This window comes from Microbacterium oryzae (assembly GCF_009735645.1).
Classification (GTDB): Bacteria; Actinomycetota; Actinomycetes; order Actinomycetales; family Microbacteriaceae; genus Microbacterium; species Microbacterium oryzae.
On the sequence record NZ_CP032550.1, the window covers coordinates 1,603,077 to 1,619,065 of the forward strand.

The following is a 15,989-nucleotide window of genomic DNA, read 5'->3' on the forward strand; positions in this document are numbered from 1 at the left end:
GGGGCGCGGGTGCAGGCGAGCCCGAGGATTCGGGAGGAGATGAGCACTCAGGAGGAGGGACTGCACCGGACTCCTCCTCCGCAACGCACTTCTCCTCCCGGGTGGTCAGGGCGGGCTTCCGGATGGCCAGGGCCGGCTCCCGGGAATGGCCGCGGCCTGCACCTGGCGCGCTGCGGGTGCGGGTGTGGGTGTGGTGAGCCCGAGCATTCGGGAGGAGATGAGCATCCCGGAGGACGGATTGCGCGGGATTCCCCCTCCGCAATGCGCTTCTCCTCCCGGATGGCCAGGGCCAGCCCCTAGGGCCAGCTCCCGGAGGGCCCCACCCAGCTCCAGGAGCCCCAGGCCCGGGCCTCAGGAGGCGGTGTCGCCCGGCAGCAGCGCCGCTTTGCCGGTCTTCAGGAGGATGACGATGTCGCCCATGACGCTCCAGTTCTCCACGTAGGAGAGGTCGAGGCGCACGCTGTCGTCCCACGAGAGGCTCGAGCGGCCGGAGACCTGCCACAGGCCGGTGATGCCCGGCTTCACCAGGAAGCGGCGGTGCACGTGGTCGGCGTAGAGGTCCACCTCGCGCTGGATCGGCGGGCGCGGGCCGACGAGCGACATCGAGCCGCCCAGCACGTTGAACAGCTGCGGCAGCTCGTCGAGGCTGAGCTTGCGCATGATGCGGCCGACCTTCGTCACGCGAGGGTCGTCCTTCATCTTGAACTGCACCTCGTTGCCCATGTCCTGCTGGGCGATGAGCTCCTCCAGCCGACTGTCGGCGCCGACCACCATCGACCGGAACTTCAGCATCTGGAACTCGCGCCCATGGCGCCCGATGCGCGTCTGCCGGTAGATCACCGGGCCCGGCGAGGAGACCTTGACAATGAGTGCGAGCACGAGGAGCACGGGGCTGAGAATCGTCACGATCGCGAGCGACCCGACGAGGTCCATCATCCGCTTCACGAAGCGCTGGCCGGGCGAGAACCGCGGCGTCTCCACGTGCATGAGCGGCAGACCCGAGACCGGGCGCATGTGGATGCGGGGACCGGCGACATCCGTGATCGACGGCGCGAGCACGAGGTGCTGCTTGCCCGACTCCAGCGCCCAGGAGACCTGCTTCACGCGCTGCGGGCCGAGCTCGTCGGTGCTCGTGATGACGACGGTGTCGGCGCCGGTGACCTCGATGGCGCGCTCGACGGAGTTGACGCTTCCCATGACCGGGATGTCCGTGTCGGTGAGGCTGCCGGCGATGCGGCCGGTCGGGATGCAGGCTCCGACGATGTGGTACCCGGTGCCCTTGGTGCGCTTGAGCTCCCGCGCGGTATGCGCGACCGACTTCTCCGAGCCGACGAGCAGCACGCGCGCGGAGTACTCCCCCTTGGCGCGCTGGCGGGCCAGCCATCGGCGCCAGACCCAGCGCTCGAGGAACAGCGCGGCGACGCCGGTCGGCAGCGCGATGAGCATGTAGCCGCGCGCGATCTCGACCTTGAGGAGGAACGCGACGATGGCGATGACGCCGAACAGCATGAAGCTCGAGTCGAAGATGCGCTTGTACTCCGCCGTGCCCACGCCGATCACGCGGTCGGACCGGGTGTCGTTCAGCGCGAGCACCATCATCCACAGCAGCACGACGAGCACTGACAGCGCGGTGTATGAGCTCAGGCCCGGCCACGCCGGCACGGGCATGGCGATGACCTTGTGGATGCCCAGCCAGCTGATCTGCGTGCCGAACACGACGACCGTGATGACGATGAAGTCCGTGATACGGAGCATCCGCGCATAGCGCTTGCGCCAGTTGAATGTCGGCGGCGGAGTCGCCCCGACGACGGGGATCTTCCCGCTCGCGGTGCGCAGCATCGCGGGGAAGGCGGCGCTCTTCGTGATCGCCGATCCCGTGACGTTGGCCACGGGGTCGCCGTCGGACGCCTGCCGCCCACTGCGCGTGATCTCGCTCGTCAAGCGTCTGCCCCCGGGAATCTCATCTGAAGATGGACTGAGGCAGTCTACCGCGCAGAATATCCCCGGACAGTCGCATTAGCTCGCGGGAGCGCGTGCACGCCCTCATCCGCACGGCGTGAGGGCGCCGGTGGTGGTCTGCACCATGGGCGTCGAGCGCAGCGCGAGCGGCCCGAAGTCGCCGTCGCCGGAGAACGTCGCCGTCACCGTCGCGAGCTCGCTCGGGCGCAGGTATGTCGTGAACCACGCCACCGGACGGTCGAGGTCGACCACGTCGTCGCGCGTGAGCGTCACATCGCGCCCGTCGACCGCGACCGACTCCACGGTCGTGCCGGGAGGGCCGTAGACGTACACCTGCGTGCGGAACTGCTCCGAGCCCCACGTGCCGCTCTTGACGTAGTCGGGCAGCGCGTCGGCCGACGCCTGGTCGATGTCGAGGTGCAGGGTCGTCTTCACCTCGAACTGCGACGCATCCGCCGAGCAGGTCTGCGCGACGTCGATGTTCGACTTCATGTAGTAGTCGATCTTCGACGCCGACTCGTCGCGGAAGAAGACGCCGACCTCGGTCTGCTCCTCGTTGTCCTTCGCGAGGATGCCGGCGACCTTCTGGTCCGCGATCTGGGCCTGCACGTCTTCGTTCGCGCTGTGGAAGAGGATGTTGCCGCCGTCGATTCCATGCCGGATGGCCCAGAGCATCGACTGCACGTCGAAGTCGCCCGTCGAGATCTTCGTGAAGACCTGCTCCGCGACGCTCGCGAAGAACTGGTCGACGACGTCCCCGCTCTCGTAGCTGTTCCAGCGGCTGTAGACGTCGCTGAGAAGCAGCTGCGCGGCGTTCTGGCTCGTCATGACGTCGCCGGTGTCGAGCTGGATGGGCCCGGTCGCCTCGAGCAGGTAGCCGAGCGCGATCGGGTCGATCGACGCGACGCCGTCGATCCGGTCGTCGGCGATGTCGCGCTGCCAGAACTTCGTGACGATGTTCGACATCGTCGGGAAATCGGGGCGGCTCGACGAGGTGTTCACGTGGTCGATGAGGAACGGCGAGTACAGGTCGATGGCGCTCTGGTCGACGTCGACGTCGACGGCCTGCCCCTCGACGAAGTTCGCACTGGATGCCTGGTTGACGATCTCGAGGTTGCCCGCGTTGGCGTTCATGAGGGTCTGCGAGGCGGCCGAGCCGCCGAGGCCGACCGACTCGGCGTTGTTCTGGAACACCAGCAGGTAGTTGCGGTCGCCGTTCGCGCCCAGCAGCTCCGGCCCGTATTCGAACGCGGGAGCCGCGACCGACATCACCGAGTCGACGAGGTTCACGCCGGTCTGCACGGGCGCGATGAGGTCGCCGGAGTCCTTCACGTCGGCGATGCCGTCGGCGATCCGCGCGACATCGTCGGTGGAGTCCTGCAGGAGCGGCAGCACCCGCGCGATGATCGACTCGCCGCTGTCGTCCGACATGGCCTCCATCGCGGGCGTGCCGATGCGGTTGCTCACGATGTCGAGGGCCTCGGCGGCCAGGCGCACGCCGCGGAGGTTGTCGCCCGCCCACGGGATGAACTCCGCTGCGCGCCACACCGGGTCGACCCGCACGCTCGCGGCGTTGGCCGCGTGCTCGCCGAGGATCGGCACCGACACCTCGAGCGTGCCGCCGTCCTGCACGTGGTTCACCACGCGCTGCGCGGCCTCGAGCTCGCTCTTCACGATGAGCACGCGCGCGCCGAGCCAGAGGCCCGCCACCACGAGCACGGCCACGCCGATGAGGATGCCCAGGCGGATGCGCCGCCCGCGCGACCCGTCGCCTTCCCCGCGGCGCCGGCCCTTCGCGGGCGGCGGGGCGGATGGCGGTGTGCCGTTCGCGAGATCCGGTGCGTCGAAGCGGGCGGTCGGGGTCTCGTCGGCGAAGCCGCGGACGTCGTGCCGGGCCGTCGGAGCGTCGTCCGGAAGACGGCTCGTGTTCAGCGCCGTCGTCGGGGTGTTGTCGTCGTCTCGCACGTCCCATGCCGTTTCTGGAATCGACTCGTCGTCGCGCGGCTCCCACAGCGACCGCGGCTTCTGCTGCTCGCCCACGCCGCCGAGATCCGGCAGCACGTCGATCTTCCCTGTCGCCGCCGCGTCGATGCCGGTGGCGAAGAACCCGGGCTCCTCGATGGACTCGGCCTCGCGGCGGCGAGCCTCCTCGGCGGCCGCCAGGCGTGCTTGCCGGCGAGCGCGACGGCTCATCGGCGCGGTCAGCGCGTCGTCCTGGGAGTGGGGCATTCTCTTACCCTACGAAACCTTCCGCGGGATTCCCGCGAGAACGGGCCCCGGCCATCCGCTCAGTCTTCGGTGCGCGCCGGGGTCTGCGTGGGCGACGGCGTCGCCGTCGGGGTCGGCGTGGGGGTGGGGTCGGGCTCGTCGGCCGGCGAGAAGTCGCCGGCGAGGAACACTGCGCGCCCGGTGAGTGGCACGGAGACCTTGCCGTCCTCGGGCTTCAGCGTCATCGCGGCGCCGTTGAAGTCGGTCATGCGGATGGGCCCGCTCGCCTCGTACTCGACGGTCGCCTCGCCGTTGAGCGTCCAGGCGACGCGCACGCCGTCGGACTCCTCGCCGAAGAGATACGACTGGTTGCCGGAACCGACGTCGTCGCGGCCGATCGCCTCGCGCCCGCCGAGCTGGTCGATGAGGAGCGCCTGGGCGAAGGCCGCCGGCTTCGGAGCCGCCGTGGCGACGCTCGCGCCCTCCTGGTAGAACATGCCGAAGTTGCCCTCGTGGTTGTTCGAGTCGGTGCTGTCGTCGACGAGGTCGTACCAGTAGTACTTCTCCACGCCGTTGCCGAGGCTGACGGTCTGCGCGGCGATGAGGTTCTGCGCGGCGTCGGCGAGCGAGCGGGCCTGGCCGAGCTCGTTGCCGTTGGTCCACCCGAACTCGGTGAGCCAGATCGGGAGCGTGCCGCCCGCGCCGTTCTGCATGTTCGCGCGGGCGTCGTCGAAGGCGCCGGTGAGGTTCTCGGGCTTCTGGTAATACTGCGGGTTGTACGGGTGGAAGCTCATGGCGTCGGCCTGCGACAGCGTGTCGGTCTGCGACCACAGCTGCGCGAACCAGGCGCTGTCGTAGTTCGCCGTAGAGCCGGCGACCACGGGGATCGAGTCGTCGACCTTCGCCTGCACGGACTGCACGAGCGGGAAGTAGCAGGTGGGCGCGGTGCCGCAGCCGCCCGTGTTGAAGCGCTCGTGGTTGAACTCGTTGAAGACCTCGAGCCCGACCACATCGAAGCGCTGGGCGATGGCGGCGGCGTAGTTGCCGTACGCCTCGACCGCACCCGGCGACGAGGGAGGGTTGCCGCCGTCGTACATCGGGTTGCCGTAGTTCACGATGCCGAGCAGGCCGATGCCGTGCGCGTGCATCTTGTCGAACTCGCTCGTGTAGTGCGAGCTGAACTCGTAGACGCCGGGCGTGCGCTCGTTCTGCTCCCACAGCACGTCGTTGCGGGCGGAGCCGAAGCCCACCGACTGCAGGATGTCCGCCGCGTCGAGGTACCAGGGCTGGTCGACGTGCGTGATGGCGCCGATGCGGTCGTCCGGCGCGATGCGCGCACCCTCGTAGTCGACGACCGCGACCGGCGTCGCGACGCTCTGACCCGACGCGTCGGTGACCGAGACGCGGTAGTACCCCTGCGTCACGCCCTCGAGCGGGATGGCGGAGACGCCCTCCCCGAGCTTGGCCTTGCCCTCGCCCGCCACGGATCCGTCACCGCGCGTGACCTGCCAGCTCGCGTCGCCGGCAGCCATGTTCACGCCGAGCGCCGCGCTCTTCTCGCGCAGGATCAGGCCGTTGTTGAGGATGCCCCAGTCCGCCGTCACGTCTTCGAACGACGCGTTCGGCACGATGTTGTCGCCGCCCTGAGGCTTCAGGGTGACGTCGTCGACGCCCAGGCCCTCGACCGGTCCGTCGATCTGGATGGCGATGGTCGCCTCGGTCTGCCCGTCGGGCGCCGTGTAGGTCTCGGTGACCTTCTGCCACGACGCGTCGAGCTCGCCGAGGTCGACGCGGGTCTCGCCGATGAGGATGGCCGCCTCGACCGGCTCGGGGAGGCTCGCCAGCTGCCGCACCTCGGCGGAGAACTCGTACGTCTTGCCCGCCTCGACGGGGACCGTCGTGCTGAGCGCGGCCACCGGCTCATCCACGACGGGCGCGTCGATGAACGCCGACGTCTCGCCGCTCGCCGCGGCACCCGCCTGCGGCCACACGTCGGCGATCTGCGCGGAACCCGCGCCCTGCCATCCGTTCAGTGCGCCTTCGACGGGCACCGACACCGGGAAGTCCACCGGCTCGGGCGTCGGAGTCGGCGTGGGGGTCGGCGTCGGCGTCGCGGTGCGCGTGGGACTCGGCGTGGCCGACGGCGTCGCCGCCGTGGTCTCCGGCTCGTCCTGCTGCAGCGACAGCGCGAGCGCCGTGCCACCGCCCAGCACCACGACCGCGCCGATGGCGCTCGCCGCGATGATGGCGGTTCTCTTCTTGTCCTTCTGGCGCGCGAACATCGGCTGGTCCTTCCCCCGAGGGCTGTCGACGGCTTTCATCTTGTCACCCGCGGATGGGGACGCCGTGCACGTGACGGTTTGCGGCGGGGTTGGGGGCGAGTGGACCCGAGCCATCCCACGCGCCCGGCCCCGGCCATCCCGCCTCGTAGGATTGAGCCCATGCCGCTCGAGACACCGCTGATCGACGTCGTGGTGCCCGTGTACGGCGGGTGGGAGCATGTCGAGCCGTGCCTGCGCGCGCTCGAGGAGCAGACGATGCGCGCGAACGTCATCGTCGTCGACGACTGCTCCCCCGACGACACCGCGGATCGGATCGCCCGCGAGTTCCCCGACGTCACGCTGCTGCGCAACGACCGCAACCGCGGCTTCGCGCACACGTGCAATCGCGGAATCGCGCACGGCACCGCGCTCTACGTGCTGCTCCTCAACAGCGATGTCATCGCCGAGCCGACGCTCGTCGAGCAGGTGCTGACCGCGTTCGAGGGGACGAAGGGGCAGCTCGGCAGCGTGGCGCCGCTGCTGATGCGTCCGGATGGCCGTGTCGATTCCCTGGGGATCACCGCGGATCCGACCGGAGCCGGGTTCGTCCGCTATCACGGCGCGTCGGTCGAGCGCGCGTCGGCGGTCGTGCCGCCGCTCCTCGGTCCATACGGTGCCGCCGCCGGGTACCGCCGCAAGGCGCTCGGCGAGGTCGGGCTGCTCGACGAGGGCATCTTCATGTACGGCGAGGAGCTCGATCTCGCTCTGCGCCTGCGCGCGGCGGGATGGCCGACCATCGGCCTCGAGACCCCGGGCGGCGTGCACATCGGCGGGGCGTCCGCGGGCGAGGGATCGCCGAAGCAGCGGTACCTCGCGGGCTTCGGCCGCGGCTATCTCCTCCGCGCGTGGGGCGTGATGCGCACGCGCCGTGCACTGCGGGCGCTGGTGATCGACGCGATCGTGTGCCTGCGACGGATCGTGCTGCACCGCGACGTGAAGTCCCTGACCGGTCGGCTGGCCGGATGGCGCGCCGCGGCTCGAGAGGTGCGCCCGGCTTTTCCCCTGGTCGCGACGGATGGCTCCATCGGCATGCTGCAGTCGCTGCGTATGCGCTCCGCGACGTATTGGGAGCGGCTGTGACGCTGGTGCCGGCTGCTCACCCGGACGTTGAGCGAGGAGCGCCAGCGACGAGACGAAACGCCGCAACCTCTCCCTCGCCACTCCCCACCTCGGCCCCCGACAACCGCTGATGTCCCTCGCCCGGCGTCTCGCCAGCTTCTCGACGATCCCTGCGGCGTCGGCGCTCATCCCGTTCCTCGTGCTGCCGGTGCTCGCGCACGCGGCGGGCACCGGACCCTGGGTCGCCGTCGCGGTGGGCCAGTCCATCGGCGGATTCTTCGCCCTCGTCGTGAGCCTCGGTCTCAACGTCGTCGGCCCCACGCTCGTCAGCCTCGCCTCCGTCATCGAGCGCCCCGAGCTCTTCGCCACGGGAACCCGCGCGCGCATCGCCGTCGCCCTCCCCGCGGCCCTCATCGCCGGGGTGATCGCCGCGCTCCTCGCTCCCGGCGACGACGCCTCGACTGCGGCCATCATGGCGGTCGCGATCACCTGCGGCGGGCTCTCCTCGGCCTGGTATCTGATCGGGCTCGGGCGTCCGCTGCCCCTCATCGTGTTCGAGCTGCTGCCCCGCGCGGTCGCGACGCTCATCGGCGGGGCGATCATCCTGCTCGGCGGCCCCGTGATCTGGTACCCGACGCTCCTCCTCCTCGCTATCGCGGGCGGCGTCGCGGCATATGCCGCCACCGTGATGAAGCCCGCGGCGATCCTCCGCGGCAGCTGGCGGGAGTCCTTCGCCTTCGCCCGGCTGCACCTCGCGGCCGCCGCGACGGAGACCGTGAGCGGCGCGTACACGACCCTCGCCGTCGCGCTCGTCACCGCCGGCACCACCGCCGTGCAGGCAGCGGGGTACGTCTCCGGCGACAAGCTGTTCCGGATGGGCCAGACGGTCGTGGGCGCGCAGGGCAACGCCCTGCAGGGCTGGGTCGTGGAGGACGCGCGCGCGCACTTCGGCGCCCGCGCCCGCAAGGCGCTGCTGCTGCATGCGGCGCTCGGCATGCTCGGCTTCGCCGCCTTCGCGCTGCTCGGTCCGTGGCTGACGACCGTGCTCTTCGGCGACCAGGCCGTGGACCGGGCCACGGCCATCCTGTTCGGCGTGGCCATCCTCTGCATCTCGCTGACGACGTCGCTGGGGCGCCATGTGCTCGTGCCCCTCGGGCGGACGCGCGCGATCTTCGTGAGCGTCGTCGCGGGCGCGATCGTCGGCGTGCCGCTCACGCTCGTGCTGTCGTCGCTGTGGGGTTCGGTCGGCGGTGCGACCGGCCTGGCCTCCGCGGAGATCGTCGTGCTGCTCGTGCAGGTGGCGTACGCGCTGACAGCGCGGAAGGCGGTCGCACGTTGAGCGCGGCTCAGGGACGCGCCCATTCCCGGACGTTGAGCGAGCGAAGCGAGACGAAACGCCGCAACCCGCCCCCGACAACGGCGCACCCCGTTTCGTCTCGGTCGCTGGCGCTCCCTCGCTCAACGCCCGAGATGGAGACGCAACCATGGAAGGGGGCCGCATGATGCGCGTGCTCGTCGTCGTCCTCAACTGGAACGGCATCGCCGACACCGAGGAGTGCCTCGCCGCGCTCGCCGCCCAGACCTACCCGCACGCCGACGTGCTCGTGGTCGACAACGGGTCCCACCCCGACGACGTGCGGCGTCTGCGTGACCGGGGCGAGGCCATCCGCCTGCGTCTCGAGCCCGAGAACCTCGGGTTCGCCGGCGGCGTGAATGTCGGCATCCGCCTCGCGCAGCACGACGGATACGACGCTGTCGCCCTGCTCAACAACGACGCGACCCCCGAGCCGGAGTGGCTCGCCGCGCTCGTCGGCGCGCTCGAGGCGCACCCGGAGGCGGCGATCGCGACCGGGCTGCTCCTGCGCCGCTCGGACGATGCGGCGAGCGCCGGCACGATCGACACCGCGGGCGACGGGATGAGCGTGTGGGGCATGCCGTTCCCGCAGGGGCGCGGTGAGCCGCGCGAGACTGCGCCCGCCGCCGGCGCGGTGTTCTCCGCGAGCGGCGGCGCGTCGCTGTACCGCACGGCGCTCTTCGACGAGATCGGCCTGTTCGACGAGACGTTCTTCGCGTACTTCGAGGACGTCGACATGGGGTTCCGCACGCGCCTCGCCGGCCACGCGATCCTGTTCGCGCCGGACGCCGTCGCACATCATCGGATCGGCGCGACGAGCTCGCGCATCCCGGGGTTCACGGTGCGGCAGACGTTCAAGAACCTGCCGCTCCTCGTCGTGAAGAACGTGCCGGATGGCCTGCGCCGCGTCGTGTGGCCGCGTTTCGTCCTGCTGCTGACGATGATGCTGGCCAAGGCCGTCGCGACCGGCTCGGGGCGGCCCGCCCTGCAGGGCCTGGCCGCGGCCATCCGTCTCATGCCGCGTGCGGTGCGAGAGCGGCGGCGGATCCAGTCGGCGCGCGTCGCGTCCGCCGCGGACATCGCAGCCCGGATGCTGCACGACCTGCCGCCCGAGCAGCACGGGATGCGGAAGCTGCTGCGCCCCTTCCGCCGCTGACGCGACGCCCCTCCAGAGGGTTCGCCAGTGCGGGCGACACGGTTTCCGCGCCCGCAGCGTGTCGCCCGCACTGGCGAACCGGAACGGGTGCCGAAGCCATCCGCAGGCGTCAAGGCCTTCTCAGCCCCGGCCATCCGCCCCTACCGTCGCAGCATGGCAGCGGAGAAGACAGACCAGACCGTGGCCGACGCCATCGTCGCGCGCGTGCGCGCGTGGGGCGTCGACCGGATCTTCGGCTACAGCGGCGACGGCATCAACGGCGTGATGGAGGCGCTGCGGGCATCGGACGATGCCCCGGCGTTCATCCAGGCCCGGCACGAGGAGAGCGCCGCCTTCATGGCCGTCGCGCACGCCAAGTACACCGGCCAGGTCGGCGTCATGGCGGCGACGCAGGGGCCCGGCGCTGTGCACCTCCTCAACGGCCTCTACGACGCCAAGCTCGACAGCGTGCCGGTCGTCGCCATCGTCGGTCAGCAGATGCGGAGCGTCCTCGGCTCCGAATACCAGCAGGAGGTCGACCTCCTCCGCCTCTTCGGCGACGTCGCCGCGCAGTACGCGACGATGGTCGTCGACCCCGCGCAGATCCCCTCGGCGATCGACCAGGCCTTCCGCACCGCGCTCGCGACCCGCACGCCCACCGTCGTCATCGTGCCGCATGACGTGCAGAACGCTCCCGCGGTCGAGCCCGGCGGCGAGCACGGCGAGATCAAGACCGCAGCCGAGTACCGCGCGCCCCGCGTCCTGCCCGCCGACAGTGACATCGCCGAGGCGGCGGAGATCCTCGCGCAGGCCCAGCGCCCGGTCATGCTCGTCGGCCAGGGCGCGCGCGCCCACGCGGACGAGGTCGTCGCCTTCGCCGAGCACATCGGCGCCGCGGTCGTCACGAGCCTCCTCGGCAAGCCGTACGTCGACGAGACCCTCCCCTACGCCGCTGGCACCATGGGACACCTCGGCACCACGGCGAGCGCACGCGTCATGGCCGAGTGCGACACGCTCCTCATCGTCGGATCCAGCGACCCGTGGACCGAGTTCTACCCCGCCCCGGGCCAGGCGCGCGCCGTGCAGATCGACATCGACGGCCGCGCGGTCGGCCGCCGCTACCCCGTCGAGGTGGGTCTCGTCGGCGACGCGGCCGAGACCATCCGCCTGCTGCGCGAGCGAATCGAGCGGATGGCCGTGGGCGATTGGCGAAACCGCGTGCGGAAGCTCGTGGTCGAGTGGCACGAGATCAGCGAGGCGCGGGCGATGACGCCGGCCGATCCCGTGAACCCGGAGCGGGCCATCCGCTCGCTGAACGCCCATCTGCCCGACGACGCGCTGCTCGCCCTCGACGTCGGGAGCGTCGTGTACTGGTACGCGCGGCAGCTGCGGCGGAGCGTGCCCGCGCACTTCTCGAGCACGCTCGCGAGCATGGGGTGCGGGGTGCCGTACGGGATCGCGGCGAAGCTCGCGCATCCGGATCGTCCGGTGGTCGTGCTCGCCGGCGACGGCGGGACGCAGATGGCGGGCCTCGCCGAGCTCGTCACCGTCAGCAGCCGGTGGAAGGCGTGGAGCGACCCGCGCTTCGTCGTGCTCGTGATCGACAACGGCGACCTCGCCGAGGTGAGCTGGGAGCAGCGCGAGACCGAGGGCGCGCCGCGGTTCGACACGAGTCAGGATCTGCCGGCGTTCCCGTACGCGCAGTACGGGGAGCTGCTGGGGTTCCGCGGCGAGCTGGTGGACGATCCCGAGCAGCTCGACGGCGCGTGGCAGCGGGCGTTCGCGGCGGACCGGCCGACGGTGATCCACGTGAAGTCGGATCGGGACATCCCGATGCTGCCGCCGCTGCCGCAGGGCGAGTCGGCGGTGGAGCAGATCCAGCAGACGGTGGAGAAGGAGGGCTCCCCGCACGCGCTCGAGCTGCTGCGGCGGTATGTGGAGCTGGAAGCGGGGTCGGGGGCGGGGGCTTAGCTCCAGGCGGGGCGGGCACTTCCCCCTTTTCCGGTTCGCCAGTGCGGGCGACACGGTTTCGGCGTCGGAAGCGTGTCGCCCGCACTGGCGAACCGGTCCGACCCACGACATCCGCACCCTGTCACCTCCTGCACAGGCCGCGCGCATGCGCTGCCTCCCGCGGAAAGACGGAAGTCGCATCCGCGCGTCTGTGGAGGACAACTCGCCGGCTGGCGACCGACCCACAGGCTCGTCGTGTGCGCACCTTCTACCCGCTGCCGACCGCGCTCGGCCCCGCCTTCTCCGTCCCCGACGCCGTGGCTGCCGGCGTCTCCCGGCGCCGGCTCCTCGCGCCCGATCTGCTTCGCCCGTTCCGCGGCGCCCGCACCGTTCGTGACGTCGTGCTCGTGCCCGACCCGGTCCCCGTCGCCGGTCGCGATCCCTCGTCCGCCGAGCAGGAGCAGGTCGACGCGCTTCGACGTGTCCACGCCTACGCACCCGTCATGCCGTCGCACGCGTTCTTCGTCGGGCCGACGGCGGCGTTGCTGTTCGGCGCGCCGCTTCCGCAGGGCCTGCACGCCCAGTTGCACGTCGGCGTGATCTACCCGCAGACGCCGCCGCGCCGCGCGGGCATCCGCGGCAGCCAGATCATGCCGCACCTCGTCACGACCGCCGACGCCAAGGGCTTCCATGTCGCGGATGCGGCCTCCACGTGGGCCTCGCTCGCGCCGTTCCTCGATCTGTCAGATCTCGTCGCCGTCGGAGACCACCTCGTGCAGCAGCCTCGATACCCCGGAAGCGGGGACGCGAAGAGGGCACCCCATGCCACGCTCGATGAACTCGCCGCCGCGGCCGGCGCCGGTCGGCGGATCGGCATCGGGAAGCTGCAGCAGGCGCTCCCTCTGCTCAGCACCCGAGCGGCATCACGGCCGGAGACGCACCTGCGCCTCCTCCTTCGCGAGGCGGGGTTGCCCGAGCCCGAGGTGAATGAAGACATCTTCGATGATGACGGCACCTTCGTCGCGTGTGGCGACCTCGTCTACCGCGAGCGACGCGTCGTCGTGGAGTACGAGGGGGACGGTCACCGTGAGCCCGCGCAGTTCCAGCGCGACATCGAGCGCTTCCAGCGCCTGACCGAGATCGGATGGCTCGCTGTGCGTCTGACTTCGGCTCACGTGTACGTCGACCCGGGAGAAGCGGTCCGTCGCGTGCGCAGCGCCCTCAGCCGCTCCCAGCCTCGTTGAGCGCAGCCTCTGCGATCGTCTCGCCCGCCCAGGACAACGGCGCCGGTTGCCGATTCGCCAGTGCGGGCGGCACGGAAACGGGCGCAAAAGCGTGTCGCCCGCACTGGCGAACCGGAATGGGGGATCGATCTGCGACACCGACCACCGAACGGCCCAGCCCGAGCCCCCGCCCGCGCACCCGGTCCCTAGATCTCCGCGGCGCCGTCGCGACCGAACTCGCCGCGGATGAACGCCGCGGCGACCTCCGCGTCGAACACCTCGCGCTCGTTCAGCACGCGCTCGCGGTACGGGGCCTGCGCGGCGAGCGCAGCGTCCGGGTCGGCCATCACGCCCAGCACCGCGTCGTGCGCGGCCTCCACCACGTCGGGCAGCACCGCGACCTTGTGCGCGAACGGCAGCGGAACATCCACGTCGTTCGCCGCGGCACCGCGGCGCGCGACCAGCACGACCGAGCCCATCGCGGCGGCCTCACGCGGCATCCGGTCCTTGCCGGGATGCGTGCCGAGATCGAGGTAGATGAGCGACGTCCGCAGCGCCTCGGCCACCTCCTCGCCGGTCATCCCGCGCAGCGGCAGCAGCTCGAGCTCCGGGTACCGGCGCGAGAACTCACGCATGATCGCCGCCGACTTCGCCGGGTTGTACGTGATCCGCGGCACGCGCCCCTCAACCGAGACCGCCGACGCCGCCGCACCCGCACCATCCGACCCCACCCCCACCGGCGTGTAGTCCGACAGGATGGTCCCCACTCGCCCCAGGTGCGCGAAGATGTGGTTCCACGCGTAGTGCGACTGCACGAGGTGCCCGGCCCGCTGCAGCACGGCGTCCTCCCCCGTGCGCCAGCCGCGCCACATGCGCTTGAGGTGCCGCAGCCACAGGAGCGGCGGGCGCGACATCCGCGTCTGCTCGAGCGGCAGCGTCGACCGCTGCGCGCGCTCGATGACGAACCGCGGCGCGTAGTCGATCGACAGCCACCACACGAAGGGCGCGGCGTGCTCGAGCGGGCGCAGCAGCAGCGCCTGCGTCTCGGGCACGACGACGGAGTTCCCCGCAGCGTCCACAACGGCCGGCGCCTCCGGAGCGTCGTAGTGCGCGTACCGCTCGGCGCGCGGCGTCGATTCCGTGCCCGGAACCGGCACGAGGAACGCCTCCTGCCCCTGCCGACGCAGCGAGTCCACCAGCTGATGCAGCGCCTCCGGGCCGCCCGTCGCGAGCCCGCGCGGGTAGTAGACGTACGTGGTCATGCGACCTGGCGCGCGGCAGTCGACGGCATGCGACCATCCTGCCGCGTTCCCAGCCGACGCGAGAACGCGACCGCCACGATCGCGGCGAAGAACGGCACGAGGTGGTTGTCGCCGAGGAACGTCGTGGTGTCGAGCATCCCGTGCACGAGCACCCACGCGACGCCGACGAACACGACGAGCAGCTCGAGCGATCCGCGCGAGAAGAGGCGGTCGTGGCGGCGCTGGCGGATCCGCACGACGACCGCCGCGATCGGCAGCAGCGACAGCGCGATCGTCAGCAGCAGCGAGACGAGACCGGCATCCGCCCACGCCTGCGCGAAGAGGTTGTGCGGCGGGAAGAGCTGCAGACCGCGACCGGGGAAGGCCGTGCGCCACTCCTCCTCGATCGCGAGGCGCCAGTTGCCGAACCCGAGCCCCGTGAACCAGTGCTCAGGGAAGCGGTGGAAGACCACGCCCCACAGCCGACGACGTTCATCGAGGGTGCGGATGGTCTCGTCCAGCAGATGCGGTCGGATGGCCGAGACGAGCGTGATCGCGCCGACGGCCGCCGCCGCACCCACCACCGCCACGCCGATCGCGAGGAGCGGCTTGCGCACGGCGACGAGGGCGAAGGCCCCGAGCACCGGCAGCAGCACGATCGCCGCGAGGGGCGTCTTGGACCCGGTGCCGAGCGAGGCGTCGAAGGCGATGAGCCCGACGGCGAGGAAGATCCAGAGCTGCGCCCGTGACGGACGCTGCAGCGCCGCCCAGATGTACAGGCATCCGACCACCGCGAGGAACAGCGAGGCGGTGTTGGCGTTCAGGAACACGCCGCCGGCCTTGAAGATGTCGTTGACGTTCTCGGTGCTGCCGCGCGCGATCATCTCGACGCCGGGCTCGGTGAGGAACCGTGCGAGCGGCGACGTGAGGTACGCGCGCTCGAGGTCCGGGAAGATCCGGAACAGCGTCACGAGCCACGCTTCGATGAGCACGAACGGCGAGGCGATCGCGAGGGCGTCGAGCAGTCCACGCGGTGATTCGCGGATGGTCTCGCGCGCGATGAGCGACGTCGCGATCAGTCCCAGCGTGAGCAGGACCCCGTATGCCGCCGACCCGAGCTTGTCGGCCCAGAGCACCGAGATCATCTGCCAGACGGCGAGCGCGATGAGGAGCCCGATCCACAGCGGCGGCTTCGCACGACCCCAGCGCCAGGCGGCGGCGGGCAGCAGGGCGGCGGTGGCGAGGAGCCCGAACGACGTGAAGCCGAACGGACCGAACAGCTGCACGATGCCGAGCACGAAGGCCGCGCCGAGCAGCACCCGGGCCTGCAGCCGGAACGACAGCCACACGATGGCGGCGGCTCCGACGGCGACCACCGCGAGGGTGAGGATGATCTCGACCGGGGTCCGCGTTCCGAGGAAGGACGGCTCGGCCAGGAAGTTCACGATGTGCTCCACACGTTGACGGCTTCGGGGGCGCCGGAATGCGACGTGTGCCCCCACTTCCAGGCTACCCGCCGGTCAGACCGGTCTCCTACCG

General features: G+C 71.0%; 10 protein-coding genes. 5 read left to right on the top strand and 5 right to left on the bottom strand.

Translation table 11 applies throughout. The annotated features are described in order from the left end of the window. Positions 1 to 351: 351 nt before the first annotated feature. The 3 genes from D7D94_RS07545 to D7D94_RS07555 form a co-directional block, all read right to left on the bottom strand. Positions 352 to 1,839, bottom strand: coding sequence for a sugar transferase (locus D7D94_RS07545; RefSeq protein ID WP_156243375.1), 1,488 nt, complete (start codon positions 1,837 to 1,839; stop codon positions 352 to 354). Positions 1,840 to 2,043: 204 nt separating this feature from the next. Beyond that, positions 2,044 to 4,188, bottom strand: a complete 2,145-nt coding sequence (locus D7D94_RS07550; RefSeq protein ID WP_156242028.1) for a DUF4012 domain-containing protein — start codon at positions 4,186 to 4,188, stop codon at positions 2,044 to 2,046. A gap of 59 nt (positions 4,189 to 4,247) precedes the next feature. Then, complete coding sequence (locus D7D94_RS07555; protein ID WP_156242029.1) at positions 4,248 to 6,488, bottom strand: glycosyl hydrolase; 2,241 nt, start codon at positions 6,486 to 6,488, stop codon at positions 4,248 to 4,250. 120 nt (positions 6,489 to 6,608) lie between these two features. Between D7D94_RS07555 and D7D94_RS07560 the strand changes: the two genes are divergently transcribed. From D7D94_RS07560 to D7D94_RS07580, 5 genes are all read left to right on the top strand, one after another. Then, entirely contained in the window at positions 6,609 to 7,568 is a 960-nt protein-coding gene (locus D7D94_RS07560; RefSeq protein WP_156242030.1) for a glycosyltransferase family 2 protein, read from the top strand. Between the two features lie 109 nt (positions 7,569 to 7,677). Next, positions 7,678 to 8,886: an MATE family efflux transporter gene (locus D7D94_RS07565; RefSeq protein WP_156242031.1), complete on the top strand. Its 1,209-nt coding sequence runs from the start codon at positions 7,678 to 7,680 to the stop codon at positions 8,884 to 8,886. A 145-nt stretch (positions 8,887 to 9,031) separates the two neighbouring features. After that, a complete protein-coding gene (locus D7D94_RS07570) occupies positions 9,032 to 10,057 on the top strand; it encodes a glycosyltransferase family 2 protein (RefSeq protein WP_156242032.1) in 1,026 nt (341 codons plus the stop codon). 153 nt (positions 10,058 to 10,210) lie between these two features. Then, a complete protein-coding gene (locus D7D94_RS07575; protein ID WP_156242033.1) occupies positions 10,211 to 12,007 on the top strand; it encodes a thiamine pyrophosphate-requiring protein in 1,797 nt (598 codons plus the stop codon). Positions 12,008 to 12,243: 236 nt separating this feature from the next. Beyond that, on the top strand, positions 12,244 to 13,230 hold the full coding sequence (locus tag D7D94_RS07580) for an endonuclease domain-containing protein (protein ID WP_156242034.1): 987 nt from the start codon (positions 12,244 to 12,246) through the stop codon (positions 13,228 to 13,230). A 185-nt stretch (positions 13,231 to 13,415) separates the two neighbouring features. Here the strand turns inward: D7D94_RS07580 and D7D94_RS07585 are convergent, their stop codons facing one another. Further along, positions 13,416 to 14,471 carry a hypothetical protein gene (locus D7D94_RS07585; RefSeq protein WP_156242035.1) on the bottom strand — a complete coding sequence of 352 codons (1,056 nt, stop codon included), beginning with the start codon at positions 14,469 to 14,471 and terminating at the stop codon, positions 13,416 to 13,418. Continuing rightward, complete coding sequence (locus D7D94_RS07590) at positions 14,468 to 15,895, bottom strand: O-antigen ligase family protein (RefSeq protein ID WP_156242036.1); 1,428 nt, start codon at positions 15,893 to 15,895, stop codon at positions 14,468 to 14,470. Before D7D94_RS07590 ends, D7D94_RS07585 begins: the two co-directional genes overlap by 4 nt. Between the last annotated feature and the right edge of the window lie 94 nt (positions 15,896 to 15,989).

What these genes read in the sequence shown, in the direction of transcription:
- D7D94_RS07545 (WP_156243375.1), bottom strand. Translation starts at nt 1,839, where the DNA reads ATGCTGCGCACCGCGAGCGGGAAGATCCCCGTCGTCGGGGCGACTCCG.
- D7D94_RS07550 (WP_156242028.1), bottom strand. Translation starts at nt 4,188, where the DNA reads ATGCCCCACTCCCAGGACGACGCGCTGACCGCGCCGATGAGCCGTCGC.
- D7D94_RS07555 (WP_156242029.1), bottom strand. Translation starts at nt 6,488, where the DNA reads ATGAAAGCCGTCGACAGCCCTCGGGGGAAGGACCAGCCGATGTTCGCG.
- D7D94_RS07560 (WP_156242030.1), top strand. Translation starts at nt 6,609, where the DNA reads ATGCCGCTCGAGACACCGCTGATCGACGTCGTGGTGCCCGTGTACGGC.
- D7D94_RS07565 (WP_156242031.1), top strand. Translation starts at nt 7,678, where the DNA reads ATGTCCCTCGCCCGGCGTCTCGCCAGCTTCTCGACGATCCCTGCGGCG.
- D7D94_RS07570 (WP_156242032.1), top strand. Translation starts at nt 9,032, where the DNA reads ATGGAAGGGGGCCGCATGATGCGCGTGCTCGTCGTCGTCCTCAACTGG.
- D7D94_RS07575 (WP_156242033.1), top strand. Translation starts at nt 10,211, where the DNA reads ATGGCAGCGGAGAAGACAGACCAGACCGTGGCCGACGCCATCGTCGCG.
- D7D94_RS07585 (WP_156242035.1), bottom strand. Translation starts at nt 14,471, where the DNA reads ATGACCACGTACGTCTACTACCCGCGCGGGCTCGCGACGGGCGGCCCG.